The 15,682-nt window shown below is 36.9% G+C and carries 13 protein-coding genes, 1 other RNA gene and 1 pseudogene; 3 read left to right on the forward strand and 12 right to left on the reverse strand.

Annotation, left to right across the window (positions count from 1 at the left end; translation table 11 throughout):
* Positions 1 to 100: 100 nt before the first annotated feature.
* The 12 genes and pseudogenes from ACOI1C_RS17155 to ACOI1C_RS17210 all read right to left on the reverse strand — a co-directional run bounded on the left by ACOI1C_RS17155 (position 101) and on the right by ACOI1C_RS17210 (position 12,620).
* Positions 101 to 604, reverse strand: a complete 504-nt coding sequence (locus tag ACOI1C_RS17155; RefSeq protein WP_422511822.1) for a LysM peptidoglycan-binding domain-containing protein — start codon at positions 602 to 604, stop codon at positions 101 to 103.
* A 135-nt stretch (positions 605 to 739) separates the two neighbouring features.
* Positions 740 to 2,254: a carboxypeptidase M32 gene (locus ACOI1C_RS17160; protein ID WP_422511823.1), complete on the reverse strand. Its 1,515-nt coding sequence runs from the start codon at positions 2,252 to 2,254 to the stop codon at positions 740 to 742.
* 54 nt (positions 2,255 to 2,308) lie between these two features.
* Positions 2,309 to 4,240, reverse strand: coding sequence for an ATP-dependent DNA helicase (locus ACOI1C_RS17165; protein WP_422511834.1), 1,932 nt, complete (start codon positions 4,238 to 4,240; stop codon positions 2,309 to 2,311).
* Positions 4,241 to 4,380: 140 nt separating this feature from the next.
* Positions 4,381 to 5,520, reverse strand: a complete 1,140-nt coding sequence (locus ACOI1C_RS17170) for a THUMP domain-containing class I SAM-dependent RNA methyltransferase (protein WP_422511824.1) — start codon at positions 5,518 to 5,520, stop codon at positions 4,381 to 4,383.
* A 128-nt stretch (positions 5,521 to 5,648) separates the two neighbouring features.
* Positions 5,649 to 6,044: RNase P RNA component class B (rnpB, locus tag ACOI1C_RS17175), an RNA gene on the reverse strand.
* An 80-nt stretch (positions 6,045 to 6,124) separates the two neighbouring features.
* Positions 6,125 to 6,424 (reverse strand): cell division regulator GpsB, encoded by a 300-nt coding sequence (gene gpsB, locus ACOI1C_RS17180; protein WP_422511835.1) that lies wholly within the window; start codon positions 6,422 to 6,424, stop codon positions 6,125 to 6,127.
* A gap of 77 nt (positions 6,425 to 6,501) precedes the next feature.
* A complete protein-coding gene (locus ACOI1C_RS17185; protein WP_422511836.1) occupies positions 6,502 to 7,068 on the reverse strand; it encodes a DUF1273 domain-containing protein in 567 nt (188 codons plus the stop codon).
* Positions 7,069 to 7,133: 65 nt separating this feature from the next.
* Positions 7,134 to 7,391, reverse strand: coding sequence for a CotD family spore coat protein (locus ACOI1C_RS17190; protein ID WP_422511825.1), 258 nt, complete (start codon positions 7,389 to 7,391; stop codon positions 7,134 to 7,136).
* A 364-nt stretch (positions 7,392 to 7,755) separates the two neighbouring features.
* Positions 7,756 to 9,027 (reverse strand): ribonuclease H-like domain-containing protein, encoded by a 1,272-nt coding sequence (locus ACOI1C_RS17195; RefSeq protein ID WP_422511826.1) that lies wholly within the window; start codon positions 9,025 to 9,027, stop codon positions 7,756 to 7,758.
* A gap of 15 nt (positions 9,028 to 9,042) precedes the next feature.
* Entirely contained in the window at positions 9,043 to 11,310 is a 2,268-nt protein-coding gene (locus ACOI1C_RS17200; RefSeq protein ID WP_422511827.1) for a DEAD/DEAH box helicase, read from the reverse strand.
* A 297-nt stretch (positions 11,311 to 11,607) separates the two neighbouring features.
* Positions 11,608 to 12,114: pseudogene (locus ACOI1C_RS17205) on the reverse strand (DUF3231 family protein).
* 23 nt (positions 12,115 to 12,137) lie between these two features.
* Positions 12,138 to 12,620 (reverse strand): DUF3231 family protein, encoded by a 483-nt coding sequence (locus tag ACOI1C_RS17210; RefSeq protein WP_422511828.1) that lies wholly within the window; start codon positions 12,618 to 12,620, stop codon positions 12,138 to 12,140.
* Positions 12,621 to 12,710: 90 nt separating this feature from the next.
* Here ACOI1C_RS17210 and ACOI1C_RS17215 point away from each other — a divergent pair, with 90 nt between their 5' ends.
* The 3 genes from ACOI1C_RS17215 (at position 12,711) to ACOI1C_RS17225 (ending at position 15,111) form a co-directional block, all read left to right on the forward strand.
* Positions 12,711 to 13,976, forward strand: coding sequence for an MBL fold metallo-hydrolase (locus tag ACOI1C_RS17215; protein WP_422511829.1), 1,266 nt, complete (start codon positions 12,711 to 12,713; stop codon positions 13,974 to 13,976).
* Between the two features lie 4 nt (positions 13,977 to 13,980).
* The gene (locus tag ACOI1C_RS17220; protein WP_422511830.1) at positions 13,981 to 14,244 is read left to right on the forward strand and encodes a DUF3006 family protein; all 264 of its coding nucleotides are present in this window, start codon (positions 13,981 to 13,983) and stop codon (positions 14,242 to 14,244) included.
* A gap of 348 nt (positions 14,245 to 14,592) precedes the next feature.
* On the forward strand, positions 14,593 to 15,111 hold the full coding sequence (locus ACOI1C_RS17225; protein ID WP_422511831.1) for a CBO0543 family protein: 519 nt from the start codon (positions 14,593 to 14,595) through the stop codon (positions 15,109 to 15,111).
* Positions 15,112 to 15,682: the final 571 nt, after the last annotated feature.

Here is a 15,682-nt window from a genome sequence, read left to right on the forward strand (position 1 = left end):
TAATATATATATATCTCATATATTAACTGTAATTTCATTTACTAACAATCTTTTTTAAATGGGGGACAGGACTTCACTACTTTAAATCAGTGAAGTAAAACTATTTTTTTACTGTTAGATTTTGACCGATATTGATTGTGTTGATTTTGAGTTTGTTCCATGTTTTTAAATCACTAATGGTTGTTTTATACTTTTTAGCTAGGTTATATAATGTATCTCCTTTTTGTACTTTGATGACAACCTCGGTTTTCACAATTAATATCTGACCTATATAAATAGTATTTGATTTTAATTTGTTCATTTCCTTTAGTTTTGCAACAGTTGTCTTATTGTTTTTGGCTAATGAATTTAAGGTATCTCCCTTTTTTACGACTATTTCATTCGACTCTTTCACGACTAGAGATTTACCAGTGTAAATGGTGTTTGATGTAAGCTTATTTGCAAGCTTTAGTTCTTCTACGGTCATTTGATTTTTGTGTGCTAGGCTATACAAGGTATCTCCTTTTTTTACAACTACACTTGAAGCTGCTTCTGCTGAGTGTACTCCTAAGATTCCGAGCGAAAGCATTAGTCCAACTGAAAAAGCCGCAATAGATTTTTTCATATGATGTTTCCTCCTGATGTCATTTTCTTGTTCATAACTAAAGACGGTACCTATTGAAATATAGTTACAGGAGGACAAGCCTAAAAAAACTCAAATATAAAATAGACCAATTCAATGAATTGGTCTACACATTTATCATAGCTTATAGATGGCTGAATATTTCTGTTGTAGATGCTTGATTAAATGCTCAGCGTTTAATCCTTCACCCGTTACATCCTTTAGGATCTCTAAAGGTTTCTTCATACGACCATGACGGTGTATTTTATCAGTAAGCCATTCTCTAACCGCAACCAAATTCCCCTGTTCAAGTAACTCATCAAAATTAGGTAGATCTTTTAGCATAGCCTCTTTAATTTGAGCAGCATACATATAGCCAAGTCCATATGACGGAAAGTAACCGAAAGCCCCTCCAGACCAATGTACATCCTGTAGTACGCCCTCGGCATCATTCTCAGGTCGAACCTCAAGGTACTCTTTCATTTTTTGATTCCAAATCTCAGGTAAGTCCTTCACTAAAATTTGGTCATTAAATAAACCCTTTTCAATTTCGTAACGAACCATAACATGTAACGGGTATGTCAGTTCGTCTGCCTCAATCCGAATAAGTGAGGGTTTTGACTCGTTGATCGCACGATAAAAGTCTTCTAATGAAATGTCATTAAATTGTCCCTTTGCATGTTGTTTAAACAAGTCATAGTTTTTCTTCCAAAAATGAAGATTACGTCCTACAAAATTTTCATAAAATAGAGATTGTGATTCATGAATCCCCATAGATGTTCCACTACAAAGAGGTGTCCCAATTAATTCCGGTGAAATATTTTGCTCATATAAAGCATGACCACATTCATGAATTGTGCCAAAAATAGCATTTCTAAAATCATTTTCATCATATTTCGTTGTCACACGAACATCCCCAGGATTCAAGCCTGTGGCGAATGGATGTACCGTTTCATCTAAGCGACCAGATTGAAAATTATACCCTAATTCCTTTAAGACAGCTAAGCTAAATTCTTGCTGTTGCTTTTTAGGAAATGATTGATACAAGAAATCTGTTTTGGGTTTATTTTTTGATTCAGCAATAGCCGCTACAAGTGGAACAATGCTCTCTCTTAATTGCCCGAAAACTTGATCTAATACATCTACGGTAACTCCCGGCTCATAATCATCTAGTAAAGTGTTATACTTGTTACCTTCGTGACCCCAATACCCAATAAATTTCTTATTAAACTCGACTAATTTTTCTAAGTAAGGTTGAAACGATGCAAAATCCGAAGCTTTTTTGGCTGTCTCCCATGCTGATTCGGATTTGGATTGTAGAATTACGTATTCTTTATATTCCTCTGCGGGAACTTTTTTATTTCTTTCAAAATCCTTCTTGCATTGTTCAACTGACTTCCTTGTAATTTCAGAGATCTGTTGACCTGCTTCAGGAGTTGATAAGGTCTGTATGTACTCCTCCATCTTTTCTGATGTAGAAAGGGCAAAAACTTCAGAGGATAAGACACCCAATACCTCTGAGCGCTGTTCCATTCCATTTTTCGGAGCACCTGTACGAAGATCCCAATGAATTAATCCAATGGCCTCATTATAAGAGCCCATCTTCTTTGTATGGTCTAAAAATTGTTTTTCTACTTGTTGAATTGTACTCATTACACAACCCCCTTTTCCTATGTAATTGTTCGACAACTATCCTTATTCTTCCTCTTATAAAAAAATAGGTTTTGTTTGACAGACCTCTTTAATGACTTCAAGAATAGCAACGTCAAGTGACTCAGGTACCATTATCGTTACAATTCCATTGTCTTCCTGTGTGCGTATCAATCTACCGATTCCCTGTCTTAAGCGTAAAAGCATATATGGAACTTCTACATCCCACACGTAATCTTTCGCTGTCTTTCTCTTCGATTGAAAAACGGGATCATGAGGTGGAAAAGGAAGTGACCAAATAATTATGTTTGATAAAGATGGTCCTGGAATATCGAGTCCTTCCCAAAGGTGAACAGCACATAGGATGGTCTCTTCTTCATTTTGAAAAATAGAAACTAATTCACTTATTTCTCGGTCACCTTCAAACAAAAACGTGTAGGTCTCATTAAGTTGGACGCCTCGTTTGAACTCCTGAAGCTCCTCATTTGATGTGAACAATAGAAGGGCTCGACCTTTTGTGCGATCAATTTGCTGCATGGCTGTCTCAAATTTTTGTTGGAAGCTAGTACTCTCCCCAAACCGTTTCATGTAGATTTTCATTTTTTCTACATAATCAAATGGAGAATCAACTGTAAATGAGGAATACTTTTTGATTCCCAGGCTGTCCGCAATGTAATCGAATTGACTGTTTTGAGACAATGTTGCTGACGAAAACACAAAAGGGATCCTTTGAGAAAAAACTTGCTCATCTAATACTTCTTGAACGGTTCTAGGCATAATAACTAAATGATAACTGTCCGAATCTAACTCTACCCAAGAGATAACATCCTCTGTCTTAAGGAACAATTTCAAGGAATGTTCCAGCTGATCTAAATGCTCTTCTACAATATGAAGATCATAGTGGTTGATTGTATATAATTGCTCTTCAAATACAAGGGCCTCGCCAATTTCAACAATTCTTGAATAAAGGATCCTTGCTTGCTCGAGTAGCGCGTTCGAGAATGTAATTTCTACACGGTTCGAACCAGCAACCTTTGTACTATTTGATTTTAGTTCATGAAAGAATACCTCATTATCCTGAACGACTAATTCAACTAATTCGGCAAACTCTTCACGTAGGTTGTTTCCAAGTAACCTTGTTAGCAATTCCTCTAGTGTTCGTTCCTTAATTCTATATGTTAATGCCTTTTGTGCTGCAATTTCCACTAAATGACCTTCATCAAAAACAACACAGCTCGCCTCTGGTAAAAGAGGCAATTGTCCTTCTCTTTTTCTAGATTCCACCGTCCAAATATGCTCCATGTAAAAATCATGTGAACAGATAATGATGTCCGTCGCTTTACGATAGTGATCTCTAGAAAGTGTCTGCCCACAACGGTGCCTTTTTGAACAGGCAAAACAATCTTGAAAATGATCCCACGACACATTTCCCCATTCTTCATCCGTAAAATGGGCATAATCCTTTCGATCTCCATAATGATTAAACTGCTGCATTCCACTGTGATCATGGACAAAATCAGGTAACATATCAAATAGATCTTCTTCCTTAATAGAAGGATCGCCTGACATCCGGTCATCTAGTTTTTTTAGACATAAATATTGATTAGGTGACTTTGCCAATCTAGCATCCACAGTCAATTCAAGGAAACTGGCAAGCTTCGCAATATCTCCTTCCTTTTTTACCAGCTGTTCAATCAAGGTTTCATCTGCACATGCAATGATGGCAGGTTTACCTGTGAAACGTGCATAGCAAACGGCATATAGCAGATAAACGATCGTCTTCCCTGTACCCACACCTGCCTCTGCAAATACCACTTGCTTTTCCTTAAATGCTTTCTCAAGCTGAAAGGCCATAAAGATTTGCTCATCACGAAGTTCAAATCCAGCTTCAGGAAGGATATCGTAGAACACGTCCCCTACCCATTCGTTCAATTTTGTAAAAAAATTATCTGTTTTCCCTATTTCAAAAGGGAGTTTTTGACCTATCATCAATCATTACCCTCCAACTAAAAACCAATATGCATACTGACTTGTTTATCATTCGATACCTATTACTAAAATCCCTCTACTTTTTACTGTAGGAAAATTCTAATCAACTATTTCTTCAAACGAATTTGATAAACTGCCTACTATACTCTTGGCGGCTTTGGTCCCCAATATTGATAGTAATCAGTACGGATAAATCCGTTAAATAGCTTTCTTTTTTTGGTAGCTTGCTTTCCGTACAGTTTTTCAAAATCCGGATGTGAAGTTAGCATGTATACGGACCAGGTCGGGAGCTTTTCAAACACTTTACCCATGTCTTTATAAATTTCCTCTACTTCCTTCTCTTCTCCTAATCTTTCCCCGTATGGCGGATTCCCTATAATGACTCCGTATTCATCTCTAGTTGTAATATCTTTCACCTGCATTTGCTTAAAGGTGATCAAGTCGCCAAGACCCGCTTCAAACGCATTATCATTCGCTATATTTACCATTCGATGATCAATGTCAGACCCCATTATTTGTAAAGGCTGATCATACTTTGCTAGATCCTCTACCTCAACTCTTGCCTTGTCCCAATTGTTTTGACCAATCCAATCCCAGTTTTCGGAGGCAAAATCGCGGTTAAATCCTGGTGCGATATTTTGACCGATCAATGCAGCTTCAATAGCTATTGTTCCCGAGCCACAAACCGGATCTATAAACGGCCTGTCTGCTGTCCAGCGTGACAGCCTGACTAAAGCAGCAGCAAGTGTTTCCTTCAAAGGAGCTTCACCCTGTTCAGTTCTGTACCCTCTTTTATGGAGTGCGACTCCACTCGTATCAATTGTGAGTGTGGCAACATCATTTAACATGGCAATTTCAATCCGGTAAAAAGGTCCGTTTTCTTCAAACCAAGTTGTTCCCTTATAAGTGTTTTTTAAGCTCTCGACTACTGCCTTTTTGACAATGCTTTGGCAATCCGAGACACTAAAGAGTGTTGACTTTACTGACTTACCTATAACTGGGAATTCAGCGTTAACTGGTATATACCTTGCCCAATCTAGTCTTTTTGTTCTCTCAAATAGTTCATCAAAGGTTGTTGCTTTGAATTCACCAACCTTTAGCTTGACCCGGTCAGCCGTTCTCAGCCAAAGGTTAGCCCGGCAGATTGCCAATTCATCTGCTTCAAAGATGACCTTTCCGTTCTCTACTACACAATCTTCATACCCAAGGCTTCGCACTTCGTCGGCTACAATTGCCTCTATTCCCATTGCAGCTGTTGCAATCAATGTTACTTTACCCATATTTTTCTCCTTTTTTCACCTATATTACTTACATCTTAGCGCAGATGAAACCTATTTATACGTATGTAAATGCAAAAAGCTCTCCGTAGTGGAGAGCTAAATCACTTCTTAGAAGTCCATCAATAGCGTTCTGTAAGCCATGTTTTGTACCGTTGTACTGCAAGCGACGGACTTTTTCGTCTCGTACTCAGGTGGTAATCATCTATCTACAGATGAATCATCATCTGTCGTTCCCATCGTTTGATTCCTTAGAGAACGCGCCCCTACCATTATTTGGGTTTCTCGCTCGTGGGGTTTACCTCGTTCCACTCCAACCATTTCTGATTGGACTCCGTCACTGTGGCACTTTCAAGGTATTCGGACCATATCCCTTAAAGGACTTAGGTCGTTTCCCTGCCGTCAACCAAAGAACTTTGGCTGCCCTAGCTTATGAATTAGCTAGGCACGAACACTACAAGCATCTCAGCTATGTGCGAGCATGGACTTTCCTCTACATGACAAGCATGCAGCAATTACCCAAACGCTATTGATCAAGCAAGACTTAGTATATTACAACCCAAAGCATTTCGCAATATCAATTGTTGGAAGACTTACCAGCAATCGATCAATCAAATAGCTTACTTCCAAATACATGTTTTTCTAGATTTGAAATTCGTTTTAAAATATCAAAGTTAGTGTTCCCAGCCGCAGGCTGGCTTGGTCGTTTCGTTACATCATCAGCCTGTCTCTTCAAATGGAGGTTTTCCTGTTGAAGTTCTTCAATTTCTTGATGAAACACTTCATAGTCTTTAATAACGTAATCCAAAAACTTATCAACGTCTTCTTGGCTATACCCTCTAAAGGATGTTTTAAATTCTTTTTCTAAAATATCCTTCGCTGTTAACTTGATTTTATCTGATAGCATATTATTCACCTCTATAACCTTTACCATTCATCTTCTCTTATTTTTTCAAAAAAAAGCGAAAATGTCAATTTATCTTTTTAATAATTCCAATTTGAGGATTCATTATATTCTTCCTCATTTATTATGTCCTCAATATCATATGGTGTTATGTAGAAAATATGGTAGTTCCCATGCTCTATTTTTTTTTGGGCTTCTTGTACCATAAAAAAAGGACTCCCTTTTTTTTCATCATCATAAAAAGCCATTAAGGCGTCACTTTTTTTTACAATATATTGATTTTTCACTTTAAGCTGTCTAGGATTATCATATGGACGTTTGGTTATACTTTCAACAAAATCTGCCTGAGACAGAATGAACTCATATTGTTCTTTATTTGTGTCATTCCATTTGGCTTCTTGATCTAAGTGAGGCGTTAATACCGCTAAACGAAGCTCCGAATAATCTAGCTGTAATTCAAAAATCACTTCCGCTGCCCAAAGCTCAGTTCCAAGTTGACCGCTTATAATGACCCATTCTAATCCATCTTCAATCATGGGTACTAATCTCTTTTTAATTGCTTTTTTTATGTAGGTAATCCCTTTGTGGTCTTGCTTAAATATTCCTAGTTCAAATGCTTTATAACCAGTAATAGCTAGTACTTTAATCATTATACAGTTCCTTTCCAAAGTTGAAAATAAGAACTGACTAAAAGCCAGTTCTTACTTTATCCCTATCTTCTTGGCATAAAGCCTGGGAACATTCCTGGGCGGCCAGGACCTGGACCTGGACAGTTAAAGTGCTGATTTGAAAGTTCATTTACCATTGATTCTGTTTGAGGGAAATAGTGATTATGCTGATACATTTGGTGATTTACATGTGTAGTGTGACTTGGATGAATGTGTGGAACAATGGTAGTAGAGTAAGAATGTTGTACACAGCACTTTGTTGGGTGGACAATTGGTGCCATCATATTGGGTCTGCCATTCATGCTAATTTCTCCTTTCATCTCTCTAATAGTTACTACATTAATAGCCTATGAAGAAAGGAGTGTACATGTACTGATGAATTCACCTATTTTTTATAGATAATATGCTTCAATTTACTCTTGCTTAATAAAAGAGTTGATGGAGGCTTTGTTTATATTCAGAGAAAATAAATACTGTTAAACAAATCATAAAGAAAAAGAGAAATAATAATGTCTTTCTCACGAGCTAATCTCTCCTAAATAAGATTTACAAGCGTTCATTTTATCTCCATTTTCTTCATAAAACAACAAGTAATTTCTAGAAATTACATACTCTCTTATAATTCGACAGTAGACTTTGGCGATTTATAGGGATTAGTGCGCTTGCCTAGGAAATATTTAGACTATTTCTCCTTTTATTTTCTAAACGATGTATTCGTTTTTCTAGCTGCAAGTACCCTTTTCCTTTACCCATAGGATTTTCCCTGCCATCCCTACAAAACTCAATGGCCATTTTAGCATATTGGAGTGCCTTTTCTACTTCTTTCGTTTTATGCTCATAATATTTAGCAAGTTCGATTGACGCTATTAAATTGTTAGGAAATGGTGCTTGTTCATCAGCTACAACTTCCACCCAAAGCCTAGTAGCTTCTGACAAGTTTTGTTCTTTTTTACACAATGCTGCTAGAGCAGATTTTGCTTCTACCGTTTGATTACCTGCTACTTGTGAAAGTTCGTAGAAGTGCTCCATGGCAGATTGACGCTCGCCAACAGAATCTAACCATCTTGCCACTTCAAACTTCTCTGCTTGACTTCCTTGTTCAGTATGAAGGAGCTTATTGGAGACATGAATATACAAACTGATGAGTGTTAAGATGTCTGTCTCATTATGACTCATCATTCCAAATATACCTTCAGGATTTGGATCCTCTAAATAGTGAAAATAAATCATTGGTGCCATGAAACCAGGAGTATCACTTTCTCTTACAATATGGAGGATTTCCTTCTCGACAATACTTAGCTTAAGAGAAGCATACTCTTTTTTCCATAACCGTCTACTGCCATGCAATAAGTCAAAGTGACCAAATTTCGGAAGCTTTGGAACGTGGTCACGTACTAACGTATGTCTTGTTTTCACCTGTGGCCAGTCAAAGGCTTTCCCGTTATATGTGACTAGTGTAGTATAGTCAACGTCCTGTAAAAAATAATGGTAAAGGGCAACTTCCGAGGCTGGACTAGGTAAGAAAAACTGCTTTACAATCACTTTCTTCTCAAATACACGAGCATAACCAAGCAGGAAAATAGTCGTACCTGTCCCACCATTTAACCCAGTCGTCTCTGTATCGAAAAAGAAAAGATCTTGAGCTTGGAATCCAGATACAGACAATGGATGACTGAAGGGTGATGAGTTCCAATCCTGCACTACATCATGTAATTCGCCGAATTCATATAAGCCGTGTTTGGCTGTTAAAGGATATTCTTTTTCTCGAATGAAGATATATTCACCCTCGAAATAATAGGGTTTGGCATCAAATTTCTCCCAATCCAGTAGGTAAGGTATTTCTTCTGTATTTTGTTTTTGTTCTACTTTGACCTCAGTTTCTACTACTTCTGTCACAAGATGCTTTTTCATTCGATTCAACTTTGATTTCAAAGACATACATACACCTCATTTCTAACCATTCCTTTCCGTCATTTGTTTCAGTAGCTCTAACGTAACCTTTTTTGTGTTTGTATCAAAAGCATCTAATCCTACACAAGACGGACAGCCACTTTCACATAAACACCTTTGAATCGACGTTTCTGCTTCCATCAAAATATGATCCATTTTTTCGTAAAGCTTTTCACTGAGACCAATTCCACCTGGATAGCGATCGTATAAATAGATGGTGGGTTCACCAGAATGAGTCGATTTAACCTGTGGGACGATGTGAACATCTCCAGGGTCACACATGACAAGCAATGGCACAATATGTTTAATGGAGTGGGCAATTCCTAGTAATCCTTGCTCAAGCTTTGATTCCGTCATTTCAGAATCCTTGCTAAAAGTAAGCCAGACTGAATTTGTATGAAGCTCAGCTTCAGGCAAGTGAATAGGACCAGAGCCAATGTTTTCATGTGTTTCAAATTTAATCTTTTTAAAAATGGTAGCCATTGCTGTCACCATGACATCCCCGTAGCCATATCCCATAATTTCATGCTTTTCTTCTTTATCAACCTCTAGTACCTTTAATTGAACCGCTAGATTTGCATCTGTATAGTAATCTACTTCTACCTCTCGAACGAAAGCCTTCTTTTCCTCCCAGTCTAGCTTTTCTACTTGAAACTGGGTACCTTGATGTAAATAGATTGCTTCATCATGCAATAGTGTCATGGCACTAAAGGTGTCCATTTCACCGATTACCTTTGCTTTACCTGTAGTTGTCACATCAATTATAACCACGTTTTCTTGTGAGGCAGACCGAAGACTGATGTTATGGGCAGGAAAGGCATCATTCATCCAATACCATTTTTCACTTTTATGATGAAGGACCTTTTCTTCTGTCAGAAATTCGAGTATATCTTCTAGTTCCACACCACCAAATTGGTCACCACGTTTAAATGGAAGTTCATAGGCTCCACATTTAATATGATCAAGAAGGATGACTAAATTATCGGGGTTAATTCGAGCTGTCTCAGGATTTTGTTCAAAGACGTACTCGGGATGCCCAATCACATATTGATCTAAGGGGCTTGAGCTACCTACCATAATGATTAAAGCTTCCCCTTGCCTTCTGCCCGCTCGACCTGCTTGCTGCCATGCACTGGCAATCGTACCGGGATAACCAGTCATGATACACACTTGCAATTGACCGATATCCACTCCAAGCTCGAGGGCGTTTGTACTAACCACTCCATAAATTTCTCCATTTCGCAATCCACGCTCAATTTCTCGCCGTTGCTCCGGAAGATACCCCCCACGGTAGCCACGAATCGACTTTGCTCCGATCTCAGCCGATACAAGCTCTTTTAGGTACGTTAAGATAATCTCTACACGAACCCGACTTCGTGCAAATACGATCGTCTGAATTTTATTTTTTAAAAACTGACCTGCTAAATCTCGTACTTCTAGGGTGGCACTTTTGCGAATATTTAATGGCTTGTTCACAATAGGCGGATTGTAAAAAGCAAAATGCTTTCGTCCTGATGGCGCACCATTATTGTTAACCAGCTCCATTTCACTGCCTGTTAGTTGTTCAGCCAATTCCTTAGGGTTTGCGATCGTGGCAGATGTACAAATAAACTGTGGGCTACTGCCATAAAATTCACATATTCGTTTTAAGCGCCGAATCACATTCGCCACATGACTCCCAAAAACCCCACGGTAAATATGTAGTTCATCAATGACAATGAACTTTAAATTTTCAAATAGGGAGACCCACTTTGTATGGTGTGGAAGGATGGCAGAATGGAGCATATCGGGGTTTGTAATTACGATATGACCAGCCTTTCTCACCTTTTGTCTGATAGACGGAGAGGTATCTCCGTCGTATGTATAGCTATTGATATTGACTCCAATCTGATCAATCAGTTCATTTAATTCACTTTTTTGGTCTTGAGCCAATGCTTTCGTTGGGAATAGGTAAAGAGCCCTAGTATTAGAATTTTCGAGTATAGATTGTAAGACTGGTAAATTATAACAAAGTGTCTTCCCGGAAGCAGTGGGTGTCACTGCTACAAAGCTTTTACCACTCTGAATGGTCTCAAATGCCTTTTCCTGATGAGAGTAAATCTGGTTAACACCCCTATTTTGTAAGGCCGCTACTAGCTTCGGATGAATGGATCCAGGTATAGGTGCTTCAATTGCTTTTTTCGCCTCAATCGTATGCCAATGGACAATTTGCTTATTCTTTTTTAGGTCTTCCATAATGTCTTGTATCGTTTGTTTTCCAAAACGTTTCATTTGTACTCACCTCATGTTATCTTACTTTATATTTTAACGAATAAACGTTCGTTTAGTAAACATAAAAAAAAACGATCTGTCTAGATCGTTGCTTAACATGACCTATAACCTTGATATAACAGTATTAGCTGTTGATAGGTAAAATTTTCACATTACTATTAGATTAGATTATTGCCGATTTGATGGTACTCAGAAGTAAATGGCTCGAAAATTGCTTACTAAGAATTTTACTAAGAAAAGATTGTACAAAGTTCATAAAAAAATTGCTTTAATCCGTGTCACCTTGGATTCATATCACTACTTATTTTTACCATTTATTAATGCGGTTCGATCTTCAGCCATTGGAGGTTTCTCAAACCATCCTCTTTCTAGCATAATTTGTGCTCCATCCTCGGAATATAATAATTGTTTTCCAATCAGATTTAAATATTGAAGATATAAATCTTTTCTCATACATACGGCTTGTCCTGCACCATAAAATCCGACTGCAGCTGATGATAAAGTTCCTATATGAAACATCAGGAGTTTATCTGAAAATGGAGATGTTGTTGAATTTGTAATCGTAGAATCCTAATAAATGGGAGAATTCAAATTACTTTCAATGAAAAACCCATTAAATACTTCCGTCATTTTTGTAGATAGTTTTAATCCTCTTTGTAAATATTTTCGAACTTTTTCATCCTTAGCCACTTGGGCAAATGCCATGGAAACTGCTTTACTTAAATTCGTTTTATTCATATTGAAAGTTATATTACTGATTTCAATGGAGGTTAAAGGTCTGCGCTTTCCAAGCCATCCAGTCATGATATCTTTTTCTGCCCATTCTTCTAGTCCAGAGACGAGTAAATATAAGGTGGCCTTGTGTATAACCCCTTTGATAACAATAAATCCATAATCTCATTAAAAAATTTGATTGCTTCCAAATTACACTCCGTATAGTATTCTCTTACATCTGGTCTTGAAGAAACTTGCAATGAGACGGAATATCCAGTCATTTCATGCTGAATCATAATCAATAAATAATTTAAAAAGAAACTATCTAAAAATAAACGTGGAGCATTCAAGTTGACATCTTGTTCTGTAAAACCAAAAGGAATTGGGAATTGTTCATTATTAAAGAACTCCTTTATTTTAACTACATGTCTTTCTGATAAATCTAAAGATGTCTCATATATCTTTTTAATATCGGGATCTTCAATTATTTCTAATGCGTATTTACTAAAACAAATAGATAATGTGTCATTCATATATTGTGTCCATAATGCTGCTATTTCTGGTGATGTTAGAATTGCAGTTGTATTATGTTTCATTTTCTCACCCACTTGAATTTTTTTTACTTACCTGCAATGCAACCTTGCTTAAATTTGTGGTAAGATTTTAAAATAGAAAAGGAGAATTTGATGTATAAACCAAACCTTTTGTCTCTTTTTATTTTCTTAACTTTTTTTCTTTTTATTGGCTGTGAACAAGTACCTATCGAAACAAAAAATGCGGATACAATCGAACAAGAGGATTCTAATCAATCTATTAAGTCAAATGAAACAACTGATTCTGAAACCAAAAAAAATGATCAAGATAACCTGAGAAGTGATTCTACTGTCGAGAATCAAATCATAGAAGGATCTAATCATTTACCTGAACTCAAAGTCCATTACATTGATGTAGGTCAGGGTGATTCAACCTTGCTTCAATACTCACAAGATGGAGAAGATTTCACGATACTAATTGACGCTGGTAATTGGAATAGCAACAATGTGGTGAATTATCTAAATTCTCAAAATGTAACGCAAATTGACATTGCGATAGGTACACACCCCGACGCAGATCACATAGGACAGTTAGATAAAGTTTTAAATACATTTGAAGTTGGTGAAGTCTGGCTACCCGGTAACACAAGCACGTCTCAGACTTTTCAAAGACTCTTAGGTGCAATAGATTCTAGTGGTGTAGATTACTACGAACCAAGAATGGGCGATGAATTTGAAATTGGTTTACTAGGAATTGATGTTTTATACCCAAAAACAATATCGGAGCAGGATAACGAGGAATCCATCTCTTTAAAAATAACGTATGGTGAGGTACGTTTTATCTTTACAGGGGATGCAAGCAAGAGCGACGAATTAAATATGCTGCAAAGTGGATTTAATTTACAAGCAGACATTCTACATCTTGGGCATCACGGCTCTTCAACCTCTACCCATCCATCCTTTTTAAGTGAAGTAAAGCCTTCAATTGCTATATATAGTGCTGGATTAAACAATAGCTATGGCCATCCACATGAGGAGGTTGTCGATTTAGTTCAGAGCTCTGGTGTGAACCTTTACGGCACCGATGTTCATGGTACGGTTATCGTTACAACAGATGGAAAGGACTATAAGGTATTCACAAAAATGAATGGTACTATCTCACCTGCAAGCAATAGTCAGTCTAACCACGAAAAGGATTCTGAGAGAGAACCAGCACCGTCCACTAACAGTTGTATTGATGTTAATTCTGCAACACCCGAGCAGTTACAAGAGATTATTCATATTGGTCCAGCTCGTGCTACAGACTTGATAGATTTAAGACCTTTTGATTCAGTTGATGATTTAACAATAATAAGTGGGTTGGGTGCATCAAGAATTCAAGATATCAAATCGCAAGGTCTTGCTTGCATTGGAGGTTAAGAACATGAAAGGTTATTTAGACAGGATTGAAGATAATCAATTTGCCGTTATTTTGGTAGAAGAAATCAAAAAAGAGTTTATTATACCAAAGGCTGAGTTACCAGAAGGAAGTGTCGAAAAATCATATTTTGACCTTATAATCGAAAATGATTTGATCAAATCAATGAAATTAAACGAGCAAACGACGAGTTCTGAACAACAAAATGTAGCCAATCTGATGTCAAAGCTTCGATCTAAGAGTAAAGGTAGCAAATTCAAGAGAAAATAGAGTTCAAATGAATTTAGAATTAACATCAAAAAAACACTTCAATTTGAGGGAGGCCGCTGAAAAACTCCTTTTTCTAAAAAAAATTTGCTGAAATACCTGTTGATTTCCACTCCAGGATGCTCGCTGCAATCAACCACTACTCCATTGGTTAAATAGCAACAATGTTTACGAAAACAGCCTTTCTTTATTACCGATTAAAATAAATTGATATATTTCCCACTATTACTAACAAAGTTACATACACCCCTCGCTTCATTTAAAACATGACTATTTTTATCATAATTAGCTTCATGACTGAGAAGACTATCATTCATAAAAGACATTGATGTGAAATGTGAGGGGCTTATTTTGAAGAAGAATAAAGAAGAAACTATACTTTATGCTCTTACTTTTTTAGGTTTTATTCTTTTTCCTTTTGTATTTAGGAAAAAGCCCATTAAGGATTGGGTGATTGTTTATCTTCTGAAAGCATATATATCAAGTTTGATTGACTCCTGGACAGTATCAGCAGGAAAGATTTCTTATCCTGTGCGCCTATCGCCTAATTCATTCCGAATCAGCCTATTATTTGATTACTTGTTATTTCCAATCCTGTGTGTCTTCTATAATCAATTTACATTTAGATTTCGCCTTTTACCTACTATGTTAAGTGTATTTATCTTTTCTATACCAATGATTATCATAGAAGTATTACTTGAGAGGTTTACAAACTTGATTAATTTTAAAAAGGGTTGGAATTGGTTCACAAGTTTTTATACACTTACCCTTACTTTTTGGTTTGTACGTGGGACCGTTTACCTTCTAAATTATAACTCTAAGGAAGATACTAGAAGTCAAGAGGCTCAATTGTCTAAACAATCCATTTAGCCAAATGATATCTTTGTTTCTTTTTGATATTCATCTTTACGAAGTACTCTTTGTATTCTTGTTTAAAAGAAAAAGAGTTTCCAAAGCAACCCATTTGTATTTATCTAGAACGGCAATTTTTACATACTTGAATAATCAGATTCTCATCCGTTTTATGAGGATACAATAACTTGATTCTTTTCCTTTCACAAAGCAGGCATTCGCCTCGCCCTTTTGAAGGAAGTTTTCGTAAGGTCCTTCCTCTATATCTCTTAGCCATTTCCATCCATCCCACTAGTTCATTTTTATTGTTTCTTTATCTAATGATGGATGGGACAAAGGATTGTTGGGTTTTTTACTCATTTATCATCAAATAGGACAAATTTTTAAAAAAAAATGAATAGTAGACTTCACAGCAAAAGGATAGCTCTATTTGTGTAGAAAGGGACTATTTAGTGACGTGGTACAAAAAGCAGTCAACACTTCCTCAAGACCTCAAACATGACAAGCAAAGTCATACAATCACTTTTCACGGCATACCTTTTAATGATGAAATTTACGGAGGTGTGTTTGCATGGTTAGTCCTTTTCAA

It is taken from the genome of Bacillus sp. DJP31 (genome assembly GCF_049310945.1).
Classification (GTDB): Bacteria; Bacillota; Bacilli; order Bacillales; family SA4; genus Bacillus_BS.